This window comes from Mesorhizobium sp. M1E.F.Ca.ET.045.02.1.1 (assembly GCF_003952485.1).
Lineage (GTDB): Bacteria > Pseudomonadota > Alphaproteobacteria > Rhizobiales > Rhizobiaceae > Mesorhizobium.
Genome location: NZ_CP034447.1, coordinates 2,854,792 through 2,874,623, shown reverse-complemented (window position 1 = coordinate 2,874,623; position 19,832 = coordinate 2,854,792). Strand labels below are relative to the sequence as shown.

General features: G+C 63.6%; 20 protein-coding genes. 9 read left to right on the top strand and 11 right to left on the bottom strand.

All coding sequences use genetic code 11. The features are described from left to right. Positions 1-54 precede the first annotated feature (54 nt). Positions 55-1,110, bottom strand: coding sequence for a sugar phosphate isomerase/epimerase (locus tag EJ070_RS13885; protein WP_126091866.1), 1,056 nt, complete (start codon positions 1,108-1,110; stop codon positions 55-57). A 400-nt stretch (positions 1,111-1,510) separates the two neighbouring features. Here EJ070_RS13885 and EJ070_RS13880 point away from each other — a divergent pair, with 400 nt between their 5' ends. The 5 genes from EJ070_RS13880 to EJ070_RS13860 are packed head-to-tail and all read left to right on the top strand — an operon-like array spanning position 1,511 to position 5,763. Continuing rightward, positions 1,511-2,398, top strand: coding sequence for a sugar phosphate isomerase/epimerase (locus tag EJ070_RS13880; RefSeq protein ID WP_126091865.1), 888 nt, complete (start codon positions 1,511-1,513; stop codon positions 2,396-2,398). A gap of 53 nt (positions 2,399-2,451) precedes the next feature. Then, positions 2,452-3,621 (top strand): mandelate racemase/muconate lactonizing enzyme family protein, encoded by a 1,170-nt coding sequence (locus EJ070_RS13875; protein WP_126091864.1) that lies wholly within the window; start codon positions 2,452-2,454, stop codon positions 3,619-3,621. A 2-nt stretch (positions 3,622-3,623) separates the two neighbouring features. Then, the gene (locus tag EJ070_RS13870) at positions 3,624-4,340 is read left to right on the top strand and encodes a FadR/GntR family transcriptional regulator (RefSeq protein WP_126091863.1); all 717 of its coding nucleotides are present in this window, start codon (positions 3,624-3,626) and stop codon (positions 4,338-4,340) included. 8 nt (positions 4,341-4,348) lie between these two features. Further along, complete coding sequence (locus EJ070_RS13865; protein WP_126091862.1) at positions 4,349-5,326, top strand: hydroxyacid dehydrogenase; 978 nt, start codon at positions 4,349-4,351, stop codon at positions 5,324-5,326. 50 nt (positions 5,327-5,376) lie between these two features. Next, positions 5,377-5,763 carry a hypothetical protein gene (locus tag EJ070_RS13860; RefSeq protein ID WP_189350527.1) on the top strand — a complete coding sequence of 129 codons (387 nt, stop codon included), beginning with the start codon at positions 5,377-5,379 and terminating at the stop codon, positions 5,761-5,763. 4 nt (positions 5,764-5,767) lie between these two features. Here the strand turns inward: EJ070_RS13860 and EJ070_RS13855 are convergent, their stop codons facing one another. Next, positions 5,768-7,063: an amidase gene (locus EJ070_RS13855; RefSeq protein ID WP_126091861.1), complete on the bottom strand. Its 1,296-nt coding sequence runs from the start codon at positions 7,061-7,063 to the stop codon at positions 5,768-5,770. 175 nt (positions 7,064-7,238) lie between these two features. On the opposite strand from EJ070_RS13855, the gene EJ070_RS13850 reads away from it, so the two are divergent. Beyond that, entirely contained in the window at positions 7,239-7,586 is a 348-nt protein-coding gene (locus EJ070_RS13850; protein ID WP_126091860.1) for a GFA family protein, read from the top strand. Positions 7,587-7,830: 244 nt separating this feature from the next. Further along, positions 7,831-8,913 carry a nitroreductase family protein gene (locus tag EJ070_RS13845; RefSeq protein WP_126091859.1) on the top strand — a complete coding sequence of 361 codons (1,083 nt, stop codon included), beginning with the start codon at positions 7,831-7,833 and terminating at the stop codon, positions 8,911-8,913. Between the two features lie 138 nt (positions 8,914-9,051). Here EJ070_RS13845 and EJ070_RS13840 read toward each other — a convergent pair whose 3' ends face one another. Further along, positions 9,052-10,266, bottom strand: a complete 1,215-nt coding sequence (locus EJ070_RS13840; protein WP_126091858.1) for an MFS transporter — start codon at positions 10,264-10,266, stop codon at positions 9,052-9,054. Positions 10,267-10,357: 91 nt separating this feature from the next. Between EJ070_RS13840 and EJ070_RS13835 the strand changes: the two genes are divergently transcribed. Together EJ070_RS13835 and EJ070_RS13830 are read left to right on the top strand one after the other, a co-directional pair. Further along, positions 10,358-11,335, top strand: coding sequence for an AraC family transcriptional regulator (locus tag EJ070_RS13835; protein ID WP_126091857.1), 978 nt, complete (start codon positions 10,358-10,360; stop codon positions 11,333-11,335). Positions 11,336-11,436: 101 nt separating this feature from the next. Further along, complete coding sequence (locus EJ070_RS13830) at positions 11,437-11,868, top strand: DUF4437 domain-containing protein (RefSeq protein ID WP_126091856.1); 432 nt, start codon at positions 11,437-11,439, stop codon at positions 11,866-11,868. 221 nt (positions 11,869-12,089) lie between these two features. Here EJ070_RS13830 and EJ070_RS13825 read toward each other — a convergent pair whose 3' ends face one another. The 8 genes from EJ070_RS13825 to EJ070_RS13790 all read right to left on the bottom strand — a co-directional run bounded on the left by EJ070_RS13825 (position 12,090) and on the right by EJ070_RS13790 (position 19,737). Continuing rightward, positions 12,090-12,362: a cytochrome c gene (locus EJ070_RS13825; protein ID WP_126091855.1), complete on the bottom strand. Its 273-nt coding sequence runs from the start codon at positions 12,360-12,362 to the stop codon at positions 12,090-12,092. Between the two features lie 566 nt (positions 12,363-12,928). Then, positions 12,929-14,014 carry an ABC transporter ATP-binding protein gene (locus EJ070_RS13820; protein WP_126091854.1) on the bottom strand — a complete coding sequence of 362 codons (1,086 nt, stop codon included), beginning with the start codon at positions 14,012-14,014 and terminating at the stop codon, positions 12,929-12,931. Between the two features lie 106 nt (positions 14,015-14,120). Next, entirely contained in the window at positions 14,121-15,227 is a 1,107-nt protein-coding gene (locus EJ070_RS13815) for an ABC transporter ATP-binding protein (RefSeq protein ID WP_126091853.1), read from the bottom strand. Continuing rightward, the gene (locus EJ070_RS13810; protein ID WP_126091852.1) at positions 15,224-15,445 is read right to left on the bottom strand and encodes a hypothetical protein; all 222 of its coding nucleotides are present in this window, start codon (positions 15,443-15,445) and stop codon (positions 15,224-15,226) included. Before EJ070_RS13810 ends, EJ070_RS13815 begins: the two co-directional genes overlap by 4 nt. Then, positions 15,442-16,398: a carbohydrate ABC transporter permease gene (locus EJ070_RS13805; RefSeq protein ID WP_126091851.1), complete on the bottom strand. Its 957-nt coding sequence runs from the start codon at positions 16,396-16,398 to the stop codon at positions 15,442-15,444. Before EJ070_RS13805 ends, EJ070_RS13810 begins: the two co-directional genes overlap by 4 nt. A 1-nt stretch (position 16,399) precedes the next feature. Continuing rightward, positions 16,400-17,305 carry a sugar ABC transporter permease gene (locus EJ070_RS13800; protein WP_126091850.1) on the bottom strand — a complete coding sequence of 302 codons (906 nt, stop codon included), beginning with the start codon at positions 17,303-17,305 and terminating at the stop codon, positions 16,400-16,402. A 66-nt stretch (positions 17,306-17,371) separates the two neighbouring features. Further along, entirely contained in the window at positions 17,372-18,688 is a 1,317-nt protein-coding gene (locus EJ070_RS13795) for an extracellular solute-binding protein (protein WP_126091849.1), read from the bottom strand. 353 nt (positions 18,689-19,041) lie between these two features. Next, positions 19,042-19,737, bottom strand: a complete 696-nt coding sequence (locus tag EJ070_RS13790) for a TetR/AcrR family transcriptional regulator (protein ID WP_126091848.1) — start codon at positions 19,735-19,737, stop codon at positions 19,042-19,044. Positions 19,738-19,832: the final 95 nt, after the last annotated feature.

Below are 19,832 nucleotides of genomic sequence, written 5' to 3'. Positions count from 1 at the left end.
GACCCCACCCGGCCCTTCGGGCCACCCTCCCCTCGTGGGGGAGGGAAAGCGGTGCTAAATCCCCATCATCGCGCGCAGCAGCTTCTTGTCGCTGGTGCCGCCGGCGAAATCGTCGAAAGCCCTCTCCGTGACCCGGATGATGTGATGCTGGATGAAGGGCGCGCCTTCGGCCGCACCGTCTTCCGGATGCTTGAGGCAGCATTCCCATTCCAGCACCGCCCAGGAATCGTAATTGTACTGGGTGAGCTTGGAGAAGATGCCACTGAAATCCACCTGCCCGTCGCCGAGCGAACGGAAACGTCCTGCCCGGTTCACCCAGCCCTGATAGCCGGAATAGACGCCCTGCCGTCCCGTCGGGTTGAACTCGGCGTCCTTGACATGAAATGCCTTGATCCGCTCGTGGTAGATGTCGATGAATTCGAGATAATCGAGCTGCTGCAGCAAGAAATGCGACGGGTCGTAGTTGATGTTGCAGCGCTTGTGGCCGCCGACCGCGTCGAGGAACATTTCGAAGGTCGCGCCGTCGAACACATCCTCGCCCGGGTGAATCTCGTAGCCGACATCGACGCCGTTCTCGTCATACACGTCGAGGATCGGCTTCCAGCGCTTGCCGAGTTCGGCGAAGGCTTCTTCGATCAGGCCTGGTGGCCGCTGCGGCCACGGATAAAGGTAGGGAAAGGCAAGCGCGCCGCTGAAGCTCACCGAGGCCTTCAAGGCCAGATTCTTCGACGCCTTGGCGCCGAACTCCATCTGCTCGACCGCCCATTTCTGACGCGCCTTCGGATTGTTGTGCACCTCGGCCGGCGCGAAGCCGTCGAACTGCGCGTCATAGGCCGGGTGCACCGCGACGAGCTGACCCTGCAGATGCGTCGACAATTCGGTGATCTCGACGCCTGCATCCGCGCAGATGCCCTTCACCTCGTCGCAATAGGTTTTCGACGACGCCGCCATCTTCAGATCGAACAAGCGGCCGTCCCAGGTTGGGATCTGCACGCCCTTGTAGCCCAGGCCGGCCGCCCATTTGGTGATCGAGGCCAGCGAATTGAACGGTGCGGCATCGCCCGCGAACTGCGCCAGAAACAGGCCGGGACCCTTCATCGTCGTCGGCATCGGCATCCTCCCTCTCGTTTTTCACGGACCAAGCATAGCGCCGATTGGAGTGAGGGCTAGCCTGTTTGGTCGTTCGGTATCGGCACCGAAGCATGGTGCCATTCTGGTATTACCAAATCCGGAAATTTGGTCAAGCGGCCGGAAACAGCGGAAGAGCAGCAAGAGCGATTGCAGAAGATAGGCTAAATCCATTTAAATCAACAAATTACGCGAAGGTCGAGGCCCTGTTCGCGGTCTTCTTGCCGTTCATGCGAATTTGCTGTAGAGGTCCTGTTAGACCCAATTGGTAGAACCAGTTTCGAGAAAAATCGCTGGAACGCCCTGGGGAGGAATCGTGCGGCGCGCTCCTTGGGAGACGTCGTGGGCAAACGTGACAGGCGAATTCTGGGAAGGATAGATCATGCATCTTTCGACGCACAACTGGATGCGGGCGGAGCCGCTGGAGGTGACGCTCAAGCGGATCAAGAAACTCGGCTATGAGTCGATCGAAATTTCCGGCGAGCCCGCTCAATACAAGATCAAGGAAACGCGTGCGCTGTTGAAGGAGCACGGCATCCGCTGCTGGGGCTCGGTGACGCTGATGCTGGGCGAACGCAACCTCGCCGCCAAGAACCAAGGCCAGCGCGAGCGCTCGGTGCAATATGTCAAGGACGTGCTGACCATGGTGAGCGAGCTCGACGGCGAGATCATCACGCTGGTTCCCGCCACCGTCGGCAAGGTGGTGCCGGACGGCACCGAGGCGGAAGAGTGGGGCTGGGTGGTGGACGCCACGCGCGAATGCTTCGCCCATGCCAAGAAGGTCGGCGTCAGGATCGCTATCGAGCCGCTCAACCGCTTCGAGACCTATCTCTTCAACCGTGGCGCCCAGGCGCTCGCGCTCGCCGACGCGGTCAGCCCGGAATGCGGCGTGTGCCTCGACGCCTATCACATCCACATGGAGGAATTTAACGTCTATGACGCTATCCGCCAGGTCGGAAAGCGCCTGTTCGATTTCCATGTCGCCGACAACAACCGCTTCGCCGCGGGCCTCGGCCAGATCGACTGGCCGAAGATCGTCGGCACGCTGAAGGAGATCGGCTATGACGGCGCGCTGACCAATGAGTTCGTCGCGCCGGTCGACCGCACACCGGCCGCGCCCTATCCGGAAATGGTGGAGCGCAACCCTGTCGATATCTCGCCCGAGCAGCTCAAATTCATCCAGGACCACGGCTCCAGCCTGCTCACCGAGAAATTCTACACCGACCAGATGCGTATCACGGCCGAAACGCTGCTGCCGCTGATCAAGTAGCCGGTCCGATTGATGCCCTTCCGCCCGACCGGGCGGCGGGGCCGGGGATGAAGATGCGTATCAGAGACGTCCAGGCCTGGTGGGTTCGCGTACCGATCGAAGTCGCAAAGCAGCATCGCAGCGACTTCGGTCAGGTCACGACGTTCGATGCCGCCATTTTGCGCATCGAGACCGATGACGGCCTGGTCGGCTGGGGCGAAGGCAAGAACGCCGCCGGCAGCGCCGGCAGCTATGGCGCGCTGGTCCACATGCTGAACCACGAGATCGCGCCGCAGCTCATCGGCCGCGACCCGGCCGACATCGGCATCATCTGGGAAATGCTTTACAACGGCGTGCGTCACAACACGGCCGCCCATGCCGGCCACGCCATGCCGCAGCTGGCGCGGCGCGGCATGAGCGTGGCGGCGATCAGCGCTGTCGACATCGCGCTCTGGGACATCCTCGGCAAGTCGCTGGGGCAGCCGGTCTGGCGGCTCCTCGGCGGTCGCAAGGTCGAGCGCATGCAGGCCTATGCGTCGGGAGGCTGGGCCGGCGCCGATGCGATCGGCGACCAGCTCAAATCCTACATCGCCAAGGGCGGCTTCAAAGCGCTGAAGATGCGCATCGGCGCCATGGACGGCGCGCCGCATATTTCGGCCGCGCGCGTGCGCGCCGCGAGGGAAGCGGTCGGTCCGGATATCGAGCTGATGGTCGACGCGCACGGCACCTATACCGTCGCCGAGGCGAAGCGCTTCATCAGCCTCACCGCCGACCTCGACCTCGCCTGGTTCGAAGAGCCGGTGATCGCCGACGACAAGCCCGGCATGGCCGAGGTGCGCGCCTCGGGTTCGACCCCGATCGCCACTGGCGAGAGCGAGGCGACGCGCTTCGCCTTCCGCGATCTTGCCTTGCTGAAATCGGCCGATATCTTCCAGCCGGACCCCGCCTTCTGCGGCGGCATCAGCGAGGCGATGAAGATCGGCACCATCGCCAGCGCCTTCAACCTGCGCTTTGCGCCGCATCTTTGGGCCGGGGCGCCCTGCTTCTTTGCCGGGCTGCATGTCTGCGCGGCTTCGCCCGCCAGCTTCATCGTCGAATATTCGCTTGGCGCCAATCCGATGATCCATGATCTCGTCGAAGAGACTGTCGAAGCGAAAGACGGTATGATAGCGATCCCTGAAAAGCCCGGACTGGGTTTCACCATTTCGGAGCGGTTCCTGGAGGCGCACGCGCAACGCATTTGACGATGAAAGAGAAGAACCTCCTCGCGGAACTCGCCGCCTATCTGTTCTCCAACTCGGACAAGGAGTCGGGCCGCACGCCGTCGGAGCGCGAACTGGCGGAGCATTTCGGCGTCAGCCGTGGCCAGATCCGCGAAGCGCTGGCGATTTTGGAAGCCATGCGCATCGTCGAGCGCCGCGCCAAATCAGGCATCTACATCGACACCAAGCAGGCAAGCGTAGAAGCGTTAGCGCTTTTCGCCCGCGCGGGCCTGCCGCTCGATCCGGTGCAGATCTACGAGACCGTCGAGCTGCGCAAGATCCATGAGATCAAGGCGGCCGAGCTTGCCTGCTCGCGCGCCACCGAGGAAAATTTCGAGCGGCTGCGCGAGATCCTGAAGGCTTCCGAAGAGCGCATCGCCGCCGGCGAAGGCCTCGCCAAGGAAGACCGCGAGTTCCATCTCGAGATCGTGCGGGCGACCAAGAACGGCGTCTTCCACAACATCTGCAGCGTCTATTACCTGATGGGCGAGCAGCGCCTGCCGATCTATTTCAACGACCCCGAGCGCAGCGTGCGTTCGCATGCCGAGCACATCCAGATCTACGAGGCGCTGCTGCGCCGCGACGGCAATCTCGCCCAGGCGCTGATGAGCGCGCACCTGCAAGGGGCCGAGAGCTACTGGAAGGGGATCATCGAAGGTCGCTTGACGGAGCCGAAAAACATGGCGCTCGAAAAGGCCTGAACCTGACGATGCCGAAAATCCTGTCGACGCATCCACTGCACCCGCGCGCCACGGCCATGCTGGCGGGGGCAGGCAAGCTGGCAATCGCTTCCGCCCTCGATGCCAAGACCCTGGTCGCCGAGGCCCGCGACGCCGACATCGTCATCGTGCGCGCGCCGCTGCCGCCGGAGCTGTTCGATGGCGCAGACAATTTGCGCGCCGCGATCCGCCATGGCGCGGGGCTAGACATGATCCCGGTCGAGGCCGCCACCGCTGCCGGCGTGCTGGTGGCGAACGTGCCGGCCGTGAATGCCCGCTCGGTCGCCGAACATGTGATGTTCGTGGCGCTCGCGCTCTTGCGGCGCTTCCGCGTGATGGATCGCGACCTGCGTGCCAAGGGCTGGCTCGCCGGGCGCGAACACGCCAATTCCACCAGCGAACTTGCCGGCAAGACGGTCGGCATTGTCGGCCTCGGCGCGGTCGGCCAGGCCGTCGGCCATATCGCCGCGCACGGCTTCGACCTCAATGTCGTGGCGACGACGCGCAGCCTGCGCCCGGCGCCCGAGCGCGTCGGCTTCCTGTCGATCGACGCGCTGGTCGAGCAGAGCGACATCATCGTCCTCTGCTGCCCGCTGACCGAAGAGACGCGCGGCCTGATCAGCCGCGAGCGCATCGCCCGCATGAAGCCCAATGCGCTTTTGATCAATGTCTCGCGCGGACCGGTGATCGATCACGAGGCGTTGATCGAAGCCCTGCGAAAGGGCCGCATCGGCGGAGCTGCGCTCGACGTCTTCGCGACCCAGCCGCTGCCGCCGAACCATCCTTATTTCGGCTTCGACAACGTCATCGTCACCCCGCATATGGCAGGCATCACCGAGGAATCGATGATGCGCATGGGTGTTGGCGCGGCGAACGAGGCGTTGCTGGTGCTTGCCGACAAATTGCCGGTCAACCTGCGCAACCCGGAAGTGATCGACCATTACCGGCGCCGCTTCCCGACCGACTGACGTCTGGCGGACGCCTCAATTTTCCCGGATTTGACGACGACCTTCTTGCCATGACCAAGAGCGTCGCGCCAGCCCTTCTGATCACTGCCCTCTGCCTGTCCGCGGCCGAAGCCGGCGCCGGCGGACAGGGCAGCTACGTGCCCTGCGACAACGGCCTGCGCTGCGTGATGGCGCCCTGCCCCTCGAACAGCGCGCTTGACCTCGCCTCAGGCAAGATCATCAAGGGTGTCTCGATCGACATCGGCGGCCTGCCGCAACAGGACAAGGCGCTCGATCTCCAGGACAAGCTCTATGCCGGCAAGGTCGTCGTTGCCGGCACGATCGAGAACCGCCCGCATACCTTCAATGGCAAGCAATACAGCCTGCCGACGCTGGTAGCGACAGGCATCGAGAGGGCAGCGAAGGACAGCGAGCGCGGCCACTGCTCGGTACGCTGAGCCCTCAACCTCTCAGCAAAGCCTCCACAGCCGCGGCGATGCCGAGAAGACGTCGGTCGTGACCGTTGCGCGCCACCAGCATCAGCCCGGCCGGCAGCCTCATGCCAGGCAAGGGCAGCGAGATCGCACACAGGTCGAACTGGTTGGCGACCTGGGTGTTGCGCAGCAACAGACCTTCCGTTCGGTCTCGCAGCGCTTCATCGCCGGCCATAGCCGCAATGGACGGCGCAACCATCGGCACGGTCGGCAGGGCAAGCACATCGATCGCTTGCAGCCGTTCCTCGATGGCCGCAACCAGTTCTGTCCGGCGGCGGATTGTCCTGATGTAGGCGGAAGCGGGAACCGTCAGCGCGCGCGACAAAGGCCCGCTGACATGCGGATCGACCGGCACCGACGCGCCGGCAGCCAGCCAATCGGCATGCACTTCCGCACCTTCCATCGACGCGATCGAAGCCCTTTTTGTCGCTGCGCGCATCTCGGCGATGAGATCGTCGATCGGCAAGTCGGCGACGCGTCCGCCGACTTGTCCGATCTTGCCGATGCACTGCTCGAAGGCTGCGGCGACCTCGGCTTGCGTCTCGTCGAAGAGCACGCCGCGCGGGATGCCGACACGCAGGCCGGCGAGCGGGATGGGCTGGAGAGAAGTCGGCTCCTCGCCCGCCATGATCGCGTCGGCAGCCATGCAATCGGCTACGCTGCGGGCGAGCGGCCCGATCGAATCCAGTGTCGCCGACAAGCGAAAGGCGCCGGCTAAAGGCACGCGCCGCGCCGTCGGCTTGAAGCCGACGACGCCGTTGAGCGAGGCCGGAATGCGCACCGAGCCGCCGGTGTCCGAGCCGATCGAGATATCGCTGCTGCCCTCGCCGACGGCGACCGCGGCTCCGGACGAGGAGCCGCCCGGAATCAGGCTGGCATCGGCGGCGTTGCCCGGCGTGCCGTAATGCAGATTGTCGCCGATCGCGGTGAAGGCGAATTCGGTCATGTTGGTCTTGCCGAGGATCACGGCGCCGGCCTGGCGCAGCCTGCGCGCGATCGCCGCGTCCCGCGCGGCAGGCTGGGCACTGGCGAACATCAGCGAACCCGCCCGGGTCGGCTCGCCGGCGACGTCGAACAAGTCCTTGATCGAGACGATCGTGCCGTCGAGCGGGCCGAGGCTTACGCCGGCCTTATGGCGGGCGTCGGCCCCGGTGGCTGCTGCCCGCGCGGCCTCGACATAGAGCTTTGTGTACACCTTCTCGTCCGCGGCGCGATTGGCAAGACGTGACAGGATGATTTCGAGGCGGTCGCGAACGGATTGCATGTCGATGTCGGACTCCGCAAGGATGCAACGTCTTTAAAGCAATTCCAGGAAAAGTGTGTAGCGGTTTTCCGTCCGGAATTGCGTGAAAACAAAGACTTGATGCGGTCGGCTAGGCCAGCGCAAGGGATAACCCGGCAAGCGTGCCTGTGCACCTGCCAGCGATAGGAAAAGACTGATGCTGTACAAAGGCAGTTGCCACTGCGGCAAGGTGGCGTTCGAGGTCGAAGGCGAGCTTGGCGGCGCCGTGCGCTGCAACTGCTCGATCTGCGGCCGCAAGGGCGCGTTGCTTTGGGCCGTGCCGCACGAAAGCATGCGCCTGGTCGCCTGGGGAGACGATCTCGGCAAATACACCTTTGGCAGGGGTGCGATCGCGCATCGTTTCTGCCGGACCTGCGGCATCCATCCCTTCGCCGAGGATGTCGGCCAGGGCAGCGAGCGCAGCGCCTACATCAACTTCAACTGCCTCGAGGGCGTCAACCTACCCGCAGTGCAGGTCTTCGAGTTCGACGGCCGCGCCGCCTGATGCATGTCGCCCAAAAGTGCGCAGCGGTTTTGGGACAACGACATGCATCAAACAAGATTTAAAGCGCGTCGCCTGAATTCGTTTCAGCGTGACGCGCTTTAGCAGCGCCAGAACGCCAAGCCCGAGCAAGCAAAGGCGACCATTGCCCCACGCCGGCATGGTCGACCAACGGGGCCTTGATTGAGATCAAGGGCGATTCTCGGACCGGCACTATCTTGCCTGCGAGCTTATTCGAGAGGGCGCGATGAACAGGCGAACGATGCTCGTGGGCGCAGGCGCGGCGCTTGTCGCGGCGGGCGCCGGTGTCGCCGCTTGGCGATCGGCGGTCGGGTCGATGGTCCAGTATCAGGCCTTCGCCGCCGGATTGCGCGACCGGCTGACGCCCGATCTTGAAGCCGTGATCCGTTACGCAACCCTGGCGGCCAACAGTCACAATACGCAGCCCTGGCAATTCCGGCTTGAAGGGCAGGCAATCGAGATCCGGCCTGACTTCCGGCGACGAACTCCCGTCGTCGATCCTGACGACCATCATCTCTATGTCAGCCTGGGATGCGCCGCGGCCAACCTCGCGCTCGCAGCGGCGGCGACTGGCCGTTCCGGCGAGGCCTCGCTCACGGCGGATGGTAACGGAGTCCGTTACGACTATGTCATGGGCGCGCCGAAGGCGGACCCTCTTGTCGATGCCATTTCGAAACGCCAATCGACGCGTGCCGAATACGACGGTCGCGCCATCCCTCCGGCGGATCTCGTTGAACTTGAGCGGACAGCGGCGATGCCGGGCGTGAGCCTGGCGCTCGTTACGGACCAGGAGCGGATGAAGCAGGTGCGGGATCTTGCCCTTGCCGGCAACGAGGATCAGATGAACGACCCCGCGTTCATGCATGAGTTGAAACAGTGGATACGATTCAACCCGCGCAGCGCGATGGCAAGCGGCGATGGGCTCTTCTCCGCCTCGAGCGGCAACCCGGCGTTGCCGACCGGCTTGGGTTGGGTCGCGTTCGACCAGCTATTCAACGTCGCGCAAGAAAATCAGAACTACGCCCGTCAAATCGACTCATCCGCCGGGGTCGCGATCTTTTTTGGCGAGCGACCGGACCATGATCACTGGATCAGGGTCGGCCAGGCATGCCAGCGCTTCGCTTTGGCAGCGACCAAGTTGGGGCTCAAGACCGCCTTTATCAATCAGCCCGTCGAGGTCGCGCGTCTGCGCGCCGACCTGGCGGCGATCATCGGCGAGACCCGCAGACCTGATCTTGTAATGCGGTTCGGCTATGGACCGACCTTGCCGTTTTCGCCAAGAAGGCCGGTGGCTTCGGTGATCGCATGATGGTGTCGAGCCTGAGTGCCGCCGGCGGCAGCTTCTCCGTTGGCCAAATCATCGACTTTTCGCAGCGGCCATCATGACGGCATCGGCCCGAAGCTCTGGAGGCTCCGGGCCGACACGAGAGAGATCATAGCGACCAGACTACTCAGCCTGTCTCGGCCCCATCGCGAACGTTACCAGAGCCGCGAGCAGCGTCGCCACGGCACCATAGGCGAAGGCGCTCGCCACGCCGGCGTGGTCGACCAGCAGGCCGCCGAACACCGCACCCAGCGCGATCGCCACCTGGAACGTCGCGACCATCAGGCCGCCGGCGCTCTCGGCCTGGTCGGGCGCGGCACGCACCAGCCAGGTCTGCAGCCCGACCGGCACCGCGCCGAAGGCAAAGCCCCAGGCGGCAACCGCGATGGCCGCGATCACCGGCGCGGCGCCGAGCGCGAGCATGGCGAGCGCCGACAGCGCGATCAGAAGCGGCGCCAGCCCGACGGCAAGTTTCAGGTTGCGCTCGGCCAGGAAGGCGCCGGCGAAATTGCCGAAGAAGCCGCCGATGCCGTAGGCGAGCAGCACCAGCGAGATCGTCTCGATCGGCATCACCGGCACAGTCTCGAGGAACGGCCGCACATAGGTGAAGCCGGCAAACTGCCCGGAGGCGACGAGCAGCACGACCAGCAGGGCGACGCGGATCGTCGGCCGCTTCAGCACCTCGATCAGGGTCCGGAAGCTTGCCACGGCCGTCGGCGGCAGACTGGGAATGGTGGCAAGCTGCACCAGCAAGGTCAGCGCGCCGACGACGGCCGCGATCATGAAGGCCGTGCGCCAGCCCCAGATGTCGCCGACATAGGCGCCCACGGGCGCAGCGGTGACGGTCGCCACCGAAACGCCGGTCAGGATGATCGACATGGCGCGCGGCATCAGCCGCATCGGCACCAGCCGCATCGCCATGGCGGCCGACATCGACCAGAAACCGCCAAGCGCTACGCCCAGAACCACGCGGGCCAGAAGCAGCATCGTGAGCGAGGATGCGAAGGCGGCGAGCAGGTTGGAGACGATGAGAAGCACCGTGAGCATCCACATGACCAGCCTGCGGTCGAGCCGCTTGGTTACAATGGCCATGGTGGGTGCTGCGATCGCGCCGACGACGGCCGTCGCCGTCACCGCCTGGCCGGCGGCGCCTTCGCTGACGCCGAGATCCTGCGCCAGCCGCGTCAGCAGGCTGGCGGGCAGGAATTCCGCGGTCACCAGGCCGAACACGCCGAGCGCCAGCGAAACCACCGCGCCCCACACAGGCTCGGTTCGCTCCTCGGGTTCGGTCCTGTCGAGAACGGCGGCGTCGATGACGCCCGTGGCGGGTTCGGTCATGGGAAATCCCCGGAAAGGTTGCGCCGCAACATTTGGCTGCAGTGCAACATAGGGAGTGACTGGCTGGAGTTTCCATGCTAGAAACGCCGAAATGAATTACAATTCGTCCAAAACCACATTGCCTGCGTCCGGCGATCCGCTGACCGACATGCTGCGTGGATTGCGGCTCGACGGTGTCGATTACGGCCGCTGCGTGCTGGGCGAACCCTGGGCTGTTTCCTTCCCCGCGCAGAAGGCGGCGCGCTTCCATTTCATCGGCCAACAGGGCTGCTGGCTGCTGTCGCCGGCCAGGGAATGGATCGAGCTCTCGGTGGGCGATGCGCTGCTGATCCCGCGCGGCGACGAGCATGTGCTGGCCAGCGCGCCGGGCGTGCCGCCCGTGCCGATCGGCCGCTACACCATCGAGCCAGTGTGCGAGAACATCTACGACGTCTCCAACGGCTGCGACGGCTGCAAGACCTTGCTGTTTTGCGGCAGCATGCATTTCAACCTCGACGGCTCGCATCCGCTGCTCGACATGATGCCCGACCTGATGCAGGCGCATAAGCTGATGGCGAACGCGCCGGGCATCCAGCATCTGCTCGATGTGATGGCCGGCGAGGTGACGATGGACCGCGTCGGTTCCGGTGGCATTCTTGCCCGGCTGGCCGACGTGCTCGCCGCCACCATCATCCGTTCCTGGGTGGAGAATGGCTGCGGCGACGCCACCGGATGGATCGCCGCCGTCCGCAATCCGGACGTCGGCAAGGTGCTCGCCGCCATTCATCTGCAGCCCGATCGCGACTGGACGGTGGCGGCGCTGGCGCGATTGATGGGAGCGTCGCGCTCCGCCTTTGCGCAGCGTTTCGCCACCGTGGTCGGCGAGACGCCGGCTAAATATGTGTTGCGCGTGCGCATGCATCAGGCGCGGCAATGGCTGGCTCGCGACGGGATGCGCGTTTCGGTGGCCGCGAGCAAGCTCGGCTATGATTCGGAAGCTTCCTTCAGCCGCGCCTTCAAGCGGGTGATGGGCGTCGCGCCGAGCCATCTGCGCAACACCGCGGACGGCGAGGACAGACCGGGCGCTTGAATCCTGTCCGGTTCCCCCTGGAGGAATTGCCAAGTCTTTTGGACGACACGCCATTCTCCGTCGGCAGGGACCGCATAAGCTCGCCGGCGGAGGAAACCGCTATGGCCAATCACCTTGCATCGCTTGCGCTTGCCGCGCTTGCCATCCTTCCGGGACGGGCATTCGCGCTCGAAGACAGCTACCTGCCCGCCGACAAGATCCCTTACGTCGTCGAGGCACCGGATCAGCCGCAGCGCCTCGGTCCGCTATGGGGCGAGCGGGCCAAGGGTCCGGCCGGCACGCTGCTGAAAGTTCCCGGCAACTGGCACGCGCCCGTCCACGCCCACACCGCCGACTACCGCGCGGTGGTGATAAAGGGGCTCTGGGCCCATTGGCAAATGCAGGGCGGCGAAGCGACCAAGGTGGAACTGCCGCCGGGCTCCTACTGGACCCAGAAGGCCGACGAGATGCATGACGATGCCTGCCTCTCGGACACCGAATGCGTGATCCTGCTGATCAACGACACGCCCTACGAGACGTATCTGCCGAAGTAACCGAGCAATGGCCCGCGGAGTCTCCGCGGGCGAAAAGGCAGGCTCGTCAGCCAGCTTGATTGGATGGTTGGATCCAAGCAGAAACGCCGGGCTGCCCTGATCATCGGCGCTTCATCGCCTGCAGCAAGGTGCGCATGCTTGCCACGCAGGCCGAAGATCAGGCAGCCCTTCGTCGCCGCGACCGACAGCGATCGACGGCACTTCCGCTATCCGTCTACACCTCATTTGCGAGACGCAGCCGATCCATGGTCTTCACCTTCAGCCTGATGATGCCCCCCACCTTCGGAGGCTTCGGTGATCTTCTCGTATTCGGCTAGCGACATCTTCGGAAGATGGCGAACAAAGGCCACCATCGCCCATAGCTCTTCCTGGTTATGCGTTGGACCAAACGCAGGCATCCCGGTCATCTTAATGCCGTTTTGGAGAACCCAATACAGCTCAGCATCATTCAAGGTGGTTGCTGCTCTTTTAAGGTCCGGCGGTTGGGGTTGCATGTTCCTGGCGAACTCCGCCGAAATTCCGGCCTCAGGCAGCGGAGTGGGGGGGGGGGGGGGGGGGGGGGGGGGGGGGGGGCGACCAACGGATCACGTTAGCGTCCTGCTCGCTGGCAGCAACATTGTAGAATCCGAAATAGGCGTAACTTGCCAGTCCGACGATTATTGCAGACAGGACAACAGCGATCGCAGCCAAGGTTCGCACGGGTTAGCTCCGTGGCGGCAGGCGTCATCGCGTATGCCCACCGTCTGCCAAGTTAACGACTGGAGCCGCCAAATTATTCCGCGGCTTATCGACATCACGAGCCGCGCGATCGAGACCAACGCGGTGGTAGTCCGGCTGGTGTGTCAATCAGAGCATCGAATCGGTTTCCCCTATTGGGTGCCCCCGGCCTGGATAGATCGTGTGAGGAAGCGCTGAGTGGCTCTGGCCGAACACCACGACGTGTCGCGCAACCTGATAGGAGGCGCGGCGAAGCTGCCGGCCAACATAATCCCACTCCGCATAATTCGGCTTATGTCGGGTTCAACATAGGTCGAAACCGTTCCGGTTTTCGGGCCATGCCCTATCCGGCGTGGCGCAAGCTCACCCCGCTGCCCTTGTCGAACATCACCACCTTGTCCGGATTCCAGGCGAAGCGCACCGGCTGCTCGATCTCGACGGCGGTCCTGGCCGGCACGGTGGCTCTCAGCATCGTGTCGCCGACCCTCAGCGTCACGATCTTCTCGACGCCGTGGTTTTCGACGTCGTGGACCTGCGCCTCGACCGGCGCGCCGCCTTCCAGATAGACGTCTTCCGGACGGATGCCGAAGACGAGCGGGCGACCGTCGGTCGCTCCGCCCGTCCTGGCTCCCCCAGTAACCGGCAATTCGAAATTCATCGGCGCCATCACCGCGCGGTTCTCGACCAGCTTGCCGTCGATGAGGTTCATCGGCGGCGAGCCGACGAAGCTGGCGACATAGGTGTCGCGCGGATTGTTGTAGATCTCATGCGGCGTGCCGGTCTGGACGATGCGGCCATGGTTGAGCACGCCGACCTTGTCGCCCATCGACATCGCCTCGATCTGATCGTGGGTGACGAACAGGAAGGTGGCGCCGAGTTGCATCTGCAGGTTCTTGAGTTCAGTTCGCAGCGCCTCGCGCAGCTTGGCATCGAGCGCCGAAAGCGGCTCGTCCATGAGGAACACGCGTGGCTTGCGCACGATCGCCCGGCCGATCGACACGCGCTGCATCTCGCCGCCGGAAAGCCGGTCGGTCTTGCGGTCGAGCAGGTGCTCGATCCTGAGCGTGCGGGCCGCGCGCGCGACGCGGTCCTTGATCTCGGCATCCGGCAACCGCCGGATCTTCGGCTTCAGCGGGAATTCGAGGTTCTCGCGCACCGTATAACGCGGATAGAGCGAATACTGCTGCAGCACCAGCGCCACATCGCGCTCGGCCGCACCCCATCCTGCAACGTCGACCCCGTCGATAAAGACCTGTCCTTCGGTCGGCTTCTCCAGCCCGGCGATCAGGCGCAGCGTCGTCGTCTTACCGGCGCCGGTCTCGCCCAGCAGCACGAAGAATTCGCCATCGGCGATCTCGAGATTGAGGCCGGTCAGCGCGGTGTGAGTGCCGAACTTCTTGGTGATGTTCTTCAGCTCGATATGGGCCATGTCTACCGTCTCAATTTCGTTTCGAGGGCGACCTGCCCTCCGCTATGGCTTCGGGCGTTCGATTGTTCGAAAGGCCAAATCGTTGGCCTCTCGTGTCCTTCGGCCATCACAATCTCACTCCCAGCGACTTGCCGCTTGCCGTGTCGAAGAAATGCGCCTGCTCCGGATCGATGCGGGCATGAACTTTCTCGCCCGGACCCGAGACGTAGCCGGCCTTGGTGCGGGCGCGCAGCATCTTGGAGCCGACCTGAAGATCGACGATGTCGAAGGAGCCGAGCGGCTCGATGATGTGCGCCTCGACAGGTAGATAGCCGGGCGCGGCATCGTGCCGGACCAGCACGCCCTCCGGACGGATACCGAGCGTCAGACCGCCATTGGCGGCGTGGCCGTTGAGCTTGGCGAGAAGCTCACGCGGGAACTCGAAACCTTTGGGCGCGCCGCCGACCGCAACGGTGGCCGCCCCGGCCTCGTCGGCCACGCTGGCCTCGGCGATGTTCATCACCGGGCTGCCGACGAATTGCGCCACGAACAGGTTGGCCGGATGCGAGTAGACCTCGTCAGGCGTGCCGACCTGCTGGATGAAGCCCTCATGCATGATGACGATGCGGTCGGCCAGGCTCATCGCCTCGATCTGGTCGTGGGTGACGTAGATCGTGGTCGATCCCTGCTTGACGTGCAGTCGCTTGATCTCGGCCCGCATCTCCTCGCGCAGCTTGGCGTCCAGCGCGCCGATCGGCTCGTCCATCAGCATCGCCTTCGGGCGCCGCACCAACGCTCGGCCGATCGCTACGCGCTGCATGTCGCCGCCGGAGAGCGCCGACGGCCTCTTGTCGAGCAGGTCGGTGATGCGCAACACCCTTGCTATCTCGCGCACCGAGGTGTCGACCTCGCTGCTGCTCATACGCGTGGCGCGCAGCGGAAAGGCGATGTTCTCGAACACCGTCATATGCGGGTAGAGCGAGAAGGACTGGAATACCATGGCGATGTCGCGGTCGGCAGCCTTGAGGTGCTGGACCGCCTTGCCGTCGATCAGGATGTCGCCCTGGTCGATCGTCTCCAGCCCTGCTATCGCGCGCAGCGTCGTGGTCTTGCCGCAGCCCGACTGTCCGAGCAGCACGATGAACTCGTTGTCGGCGATGGCGAGGTTGAGATTGTGGATGACCTGGACGGCACCGAAGAATTTCTCGATGCCGCGAAGTTCGATCTGCGTCACTGTCCGGCCCCCTCATGCGTCGCTGCGCCGGTTTCCTCGGTCTGCTCCGGCGCAATCTTGGACGTAATGTTGAAGCCGATCAGGCCGATTAGGATGATCGTCACACCATAGGAATGCAGGCTGAGGCTCCATGGCTGGCAGAGCGCAATGATGCCCAGCACCATCAGGACCTGCGATGCCGGCAAAAGGTACTTCTCGTTGACGGCGCGAAAACTCATTTGCGGATCGCTCCGAACGTCACGCCGCGAAGCAGGTGGTTGCGCAGCAGGAAGGTGAAGATCGCCACCGGCAGCAGGAACAGGAACGTGCCCGCCGCGATCGTGGTCCAGTCCGGCAGGCCGGAACCGATCTGGCTGGGGATGAAGGGCGGCGCCGTCTGGGCGCGCCGGTTGGTCATGATCAGCGCGAAGGCGTACTCGTTCCAGGCGGTGATGAAGCAGAACACGGCGGTGGCGGCGATGCCGGTCGCCGCTTCCGGCAGCACGATCTTGAAGAAGGCCTGCATGCGCGTATAGCCGTCGACGAGCGCCGCCTCCTCATACTCCTTCGGGATCTCGTCCATGAAGCCCTTCATCAGCCAGACCGAGAAGGACAGGTTGAAGGCGACGTAGAGGATGATCAGGCCGATATGCGAATCGTTGAGGCCGACCGCCCGGTACATCAGGAACATCGGGATCGCGACCACCACCGGCGGCAGCATGCGCGTGGACAGGATGAAGAACAGGAGATCCGCCTCGCCGGCGATCTTGAAGCGCGAGAAGCCATAGGCGGTAAAGGTTCCCATGCCCACCGCGAGCACGGTGCTGATCACGGCCACGATAAGGCTGTTCATGAAGCGGTCGGGATATTGCGAAAGCTGCACGTCCTTGCCGACCTTCAACACCCGCTCGCCGCCGTCATAGATGCGCTTTTCCCACCAGGGCGCGGCTTCGTAGACTTGCGGGTCGACGGTCTTCTGCATCTGCACGCGCTTGGTGAAGAGCCGCACGAACGGCGTCACCTCGGGCTCGAACAGCACGGTCGGCGGCACGCTGACGGCGAGTTCCTTCGGCTTGAAGGCCGTGGAGGCGATCCAGTAGATCGGCGCCAGGAAGATCAAGGTGGCGATCAGCACCGCGACGATGGCGATGCGATTGAGCGCGACTTCGGAAGAAGTGCGGACGGCAGCCATCTCAGCGCTCCTTCACCTTGTTGAGATACTTCACGTAGAGGTTGGTGATGGCCAGCACCATGATCAGCACGATGTAGGCCAGCGCGCAGGACTTGCCTGTGTCCCACTGCTGGAAAGCCTGCTTGTAGAGCCGGATCGCGATCAGTTCGGCGGTCGGCTGGGTCGTCATCGTGTAGGCGATGTCGAAGGTCTTGAAGGCCTCCATGGTGCGGAAGATCAGCGCGATCAGAAGGATCGGCGAGACCAGCGGCAAGGTGATGCGGGTGAAAGTGTACCACCAGCTGGCGCGGTCGATCGCGGCGGCCTCGTAGAGATGCTGCGGCACGGCCGAGAGGCCCGCGAGCGAGAGCAGCATGACGAAGGGCGACCACATCCAGATGTCGGTGATCGCGACCGCGTAAAGCGCGCTGTCGGGATTGGAGAGCCAGGCGAAGTCGCCCAGGCCGAAGACGTAGTTGATCGGGCCCCAGGACGGGCTGTAGAGCAGCTGCCAGAACAGGCCGACGACCGCCGCCGACATCATCATCGGCAACAGCAAAAGCGTGGTGATCAGGCCCTTCATCGGAAAGCTGCGGTTGAGCAGCAGCGCAAGGCCGAAGCCCACGATCATCTGGCCCGCCACCGAAACGATCACGTATTTGGCGGTGATGACGAAGTTCGACCAGATGTGGTCGTCGGTGAGCAGCTCGCGATAATTCTGCAAGCCCACGAACTGCCAGGGCTCGCTGCGGTTCGCGGCGAAGTTGGTGAAGGAATAGCCCAGCGAATAGATCAGCGGAAAAATATTGAAGACGATCAGGAAAACCAGCGTCGGGATGATGAACATGTTGCGGATGGTCAGATCCGACCAGCCGCGCGCGGCGGCCCTGGAGGCGGGATCAAGATGTGTGAGGGCTACCGAAGCCAACGGTCGTTCTCCCTGAAACAGGAATGCCGGAGGGGAAGCCCTCCTCCGGCATTCTGACTGTGATGCTTACTTGTAGCGATTGTACTTGGTGAACGTCGCCTTCCAGTCGGAGGCGGTCTTGTCGAGCGCTTCCTGGGCGGTGCCCTTCCCGCCGACCACGAACGGATAGATGTTCTGGTTCAGCTGATCGAGCACTTCGGCATATTCAGGCGTTGCCCAAAAATCCTTGACCATGAACATCGTGTCGTAGAACGCCTTGTTGTATGGCGTGGCGTTCTGGAAGGCTTCCGACTTCAGCACAGCCTGGCTGCAGGTGTAGCCGCCGAGCTCGGCCCACTTCTTCTGGGTCTCGTCCTTGATGAACCACTCCAGGAACTTCATCGCCTCGTCCTTGTTCTTCGAGTACGAGACGACGGAGATGCCCTGGCCGCCGAGAGCCGCGAAACGCTTGCCATCCGGACCGGCCGGGTTGGCGAAGAAGCCGGTGACGTCGGCATAGGGGTTGGTGGCCTTGTTCACCAGCGGCGGGAAGAAGGCGAAGAAGTTCATGCTCATCGCGGCGAGGCCACCGGTGATCGCCTGGTTGTCTTCCACGAAGAAGGTCTTGCCCCAACCGGGAGGCGTGAACTTGTAGAGCTCCTTGTACATGTCGAGGCCGGCGATGGCCTCCTTCGAATTGGTGATCCCATCGACCTTGTAGGTCGCATAGTCGCCGAGATCGCCGCCATAGCTGAAGATCGCGCTTTCGACGCCCATCGCCATCGCGTCATAGGAGTTGTCGGTATAGATGGCGACGCCGTACCGCTTCTGGTCCGGACGGTGGAAGAATTCGGCGATATCGCGCAGCTGCGCATAGGTCTTCGGGATATCGAGGTCGTAGCCGTACTTCGCCTTGAAGGCTTCCTTCTCCTTCGGATCCTCGAACCAGTCCTTGCGGTAGGACCAGCCGATCGCGTCGCCTTCCAGCGGGATCGCCCAGTATTTGCCGGAACCGCCGGGATATTCGGCGTAGTACTTGATGGTCGCGGGCGCCATCACGTCGGTGAGCTTGTGCTGATTGAAGAAGTCGGTGAGGTCGACATAGTGGCCCTGCGTCGAACCGGCGCCGAGCCACTGCGAGTCGCCGACGACCATGTCGTAGGCGTCGCCATGCGCGTTGAACTCGGTGAAGGCCTTGGTCTGGAAGTCCGGCCACGGCGTGGTCTGCACCGTGACTTTCACGCCGGTCTCGGCCGTGTAGTCGTTGACGAGCTCCTGCAGATAGTTCGCCGGATCCCATTCCGCCCAGAAGATGGTGAGTTCCTTGTCCTGCGCGCGGACGGATGTCCCGCAGGCAAGCGCCAGCCCGATACCAGCAATCACGCTGGTCACTATCTTGCGCATAGTTTTCCTCCCTTGTGCGCATTCTACCGTGTCATGCGAGCCGGCAGCGTGGTCGGCCCTGGTAGTTCCTCCAGTGATGGCACTTTCCGGCTTCGAGCCTCCTCGCCCTGCCGGAAAAACGGATCGCAGCCCTCACTTTCGATCCGCATCATGTGTATTGATCTGGTATTACCAATTCAAGATGGCCGTCAAGCTCTTTCTTGGGCGATCAGAAACGGCCTCACAAGCCAATTGCAACGGTATCTGCCTGTTTTATCTTGTTTTTCCTACTCCTTGATAGGGGCAGCCCTTGTTTCAACCCTCCTGTCACTGCTAATATTAGAAGACCACCTCCCAATCTGGTCGAACCAGATTTAAGACATTCCCGCATCTGAAGCCGCCGAGCCCCCACCCGCTCTCGCTCCGGATTCCGCCATCGCGGCACGCACCAGCGCACCTGCTGCCCACTCGGCGACCGACATCATGTCACGGCTGTCCAGCCCCCATATGTCCTTCAGCACGATCAGCACCTCGACACCGAACATCATCGACAGCGCCTGAGCCAAGCGCTTGAACTGACGCGGCTTCAGGCGACCCTTGAGCGGCGCGATCGCATCCTTCAGGAGATCGACGCGATGGCCGCGCTTGAAGGCCGGCTCGGCGCCCAGCGTACCGGCCTGCCGACGCGCCCACTGGTCGAGCGAAAGCTTGAGCGCCGCCTTGAACGTCGCCTCGAAAGCCTCGATGCGCGGCATGGCGGTGGCGAAGAGATCCGCAACCCGCCGCTCCGGGTCGGCCGAAGCCGATTTCCAGGTCAGGATCGGACCGAGCCCCTCGTCGACGACGGCGTGCACCAGCGCCGCTTGACTGGGGAAGTAGCGATACGCCGTGGCGCGCGACACTTCCGCCGCCTCGGCAACCTCGCTGACCGAAGGCGTCACGCCGGCCTGCATCAGCCGCGTCGCCGTCTCCAGCATCAGCCGCCTCGTTCGTGCGCGTGCCCCCTTTTCGGCTGGCGGCACTTGCTCGGCATCATCGTTCGATGCGGCTTGTTGACGTGAGACATCCATGTCAATACGATACGCGCGTCTCAAAAAATTGCAAGGCATCGTGCCGGGCAGGAAGCGGCGGGTGGCAGTGTCGGGGGGCGCGCCGGACAACGCTA

What these genes read in the sequence shown, in the direction of transcription:
- EJ070_RS13840 (WP_126091858.1), bottom strand. Translation starts at nt 10,266, where the DNA reads ATGACCGAACCCGCCACGGGCGTCATCGACGCCGCCGTTCTCGACAGG.
- EJ070_RS13795 (WP_126091849.1), bottom strand. Translation starts at nt 18,688, where the DNA reads ATGCGCAAGATAGTGACCAGCGTGATTGCTGGTATCGGGCTGGCGCTT.
- EJ070_RS13850 (WP_126091860.1), top strand. Translation starts at nt 7,239, where the DNA reads ATGCTGTACAAAGGCAGTTGCCACTGCGGCAAGGTGGCGTTCGAGGTC.
- EJ070_RS13845 (WP_126091859.1), top strand. Translation starts at nt 7,831, where the DNA reads ATGAACAGGCGAACGATGCTCGTGGGCGCAGGCGCGGCGCTTGTCGCG.
- EJ070_RS13885 (WP_126091866.1), bottom strand. Translation starts at nt 1,110, where the DNA reads ATGCCGACGACGATGAAGGGTCCCGGCCTGTTTCTGGCGCAGTTCGCG.
- EJ070_RS13790 (WP_126091848.1), bottom strand. Translation starts at nt 19,737, where the DNA reads ATGGATGTCTCACGTCAACAAGCCGCATCGAACGATGATGCCGAGCAA.
- EJ070_RS13875 (WP_126091864.1), top strand. Translation starts at nt 2,452, where the DNA reads ATGCGTATCAGAGACGTCCAGGCCTGGTGGGTTCGCGTACCGATCGAA.
- EJ070_RS13825 (WP_126091855.1), bottom strand. Translation starts at nt 12,362, where the DNA reads ATGCAACCCCAACCGCCGGACCTTAAAAGAGCAGCAACCACCTTGAAT.
- EJ070_RS13820 (WP_126091854.1), bottom strand. Translation starts at nt 14,014, where the DNA reads ATGGCCCATATCGAGCTGAAGAACATCACCAAGAAGTTCGGCACTCAC.
- EJ070_RS13835 (WP_126091857.1), top strand. Translation starts at nt 10,358, where the DNA reads ATGAATTACAATTCGTCCAAAACCACATTGCCTGCGTCCGGCGATCCG.
- EJ070_RS13855 (WP_126091861.1), bottom strand. Translation starts at nt 7,063, where the DNA reads ATGCAATCCGTTCGCGACCGCCTCGAAATCATCCTGTCACGTCTTGCC.
- EJ070_RS13810 (WP_126091852.1), bottom strand. Translation starts at nt 15,445, where the DNA reads ATGAGTTTTCGCGCCGTCAACGAGAAGTACCTTTTGCCGGCATCGCAG.
- EJ070_RS13860 (WP_189350527.1), top strand. Translation starts at nt 5,377, where the DNA reads ATGACCAAGAGCGTCGCGCCAGCCCTTCTGATCACTGCCCTCTGCCTG.
- EJ070_RS13865 (WP_126091862.1), top strand. Translation starts at nt 4,349, where the DNA reads ATGCCGAAAATCCTGTCGACGCATCCACTGCACCCGCGCGCCACGGCC.
- EJ070_RS13830 (WP_126091856.1), top strand. Translation starts at nt 11,437, where the DNA reads ATGGCCAATCACCTTGCATCGCTTGCGCTTGCCGCGCTTGCCATCCTT.
- EJ070_RS13870 (WP_126091863.1), top strand. Translation starts at nt 3,624, where the DNA reads ATGAAAGAGAAGAACCTCCTCGCGGAACTCGCCGCCTATCTGTTCTCC.
- EJ070_RS13880 (WP_126091865.1), top strand. Translation starts at nt 1,511, where the DNA reads ATGCATCTTTCGACGCACAACTGGATGCGGGCGGAGCCGCTGGAGGTG.
- EJ070_RS13805 (WP_126091851.1), bottom strand. Translation starts at nt 16,398, where the DNA reads ATGGCTGCCGTCCGCACTTCTTCCGAAGTCGCGCTCAATCGCATCGCC.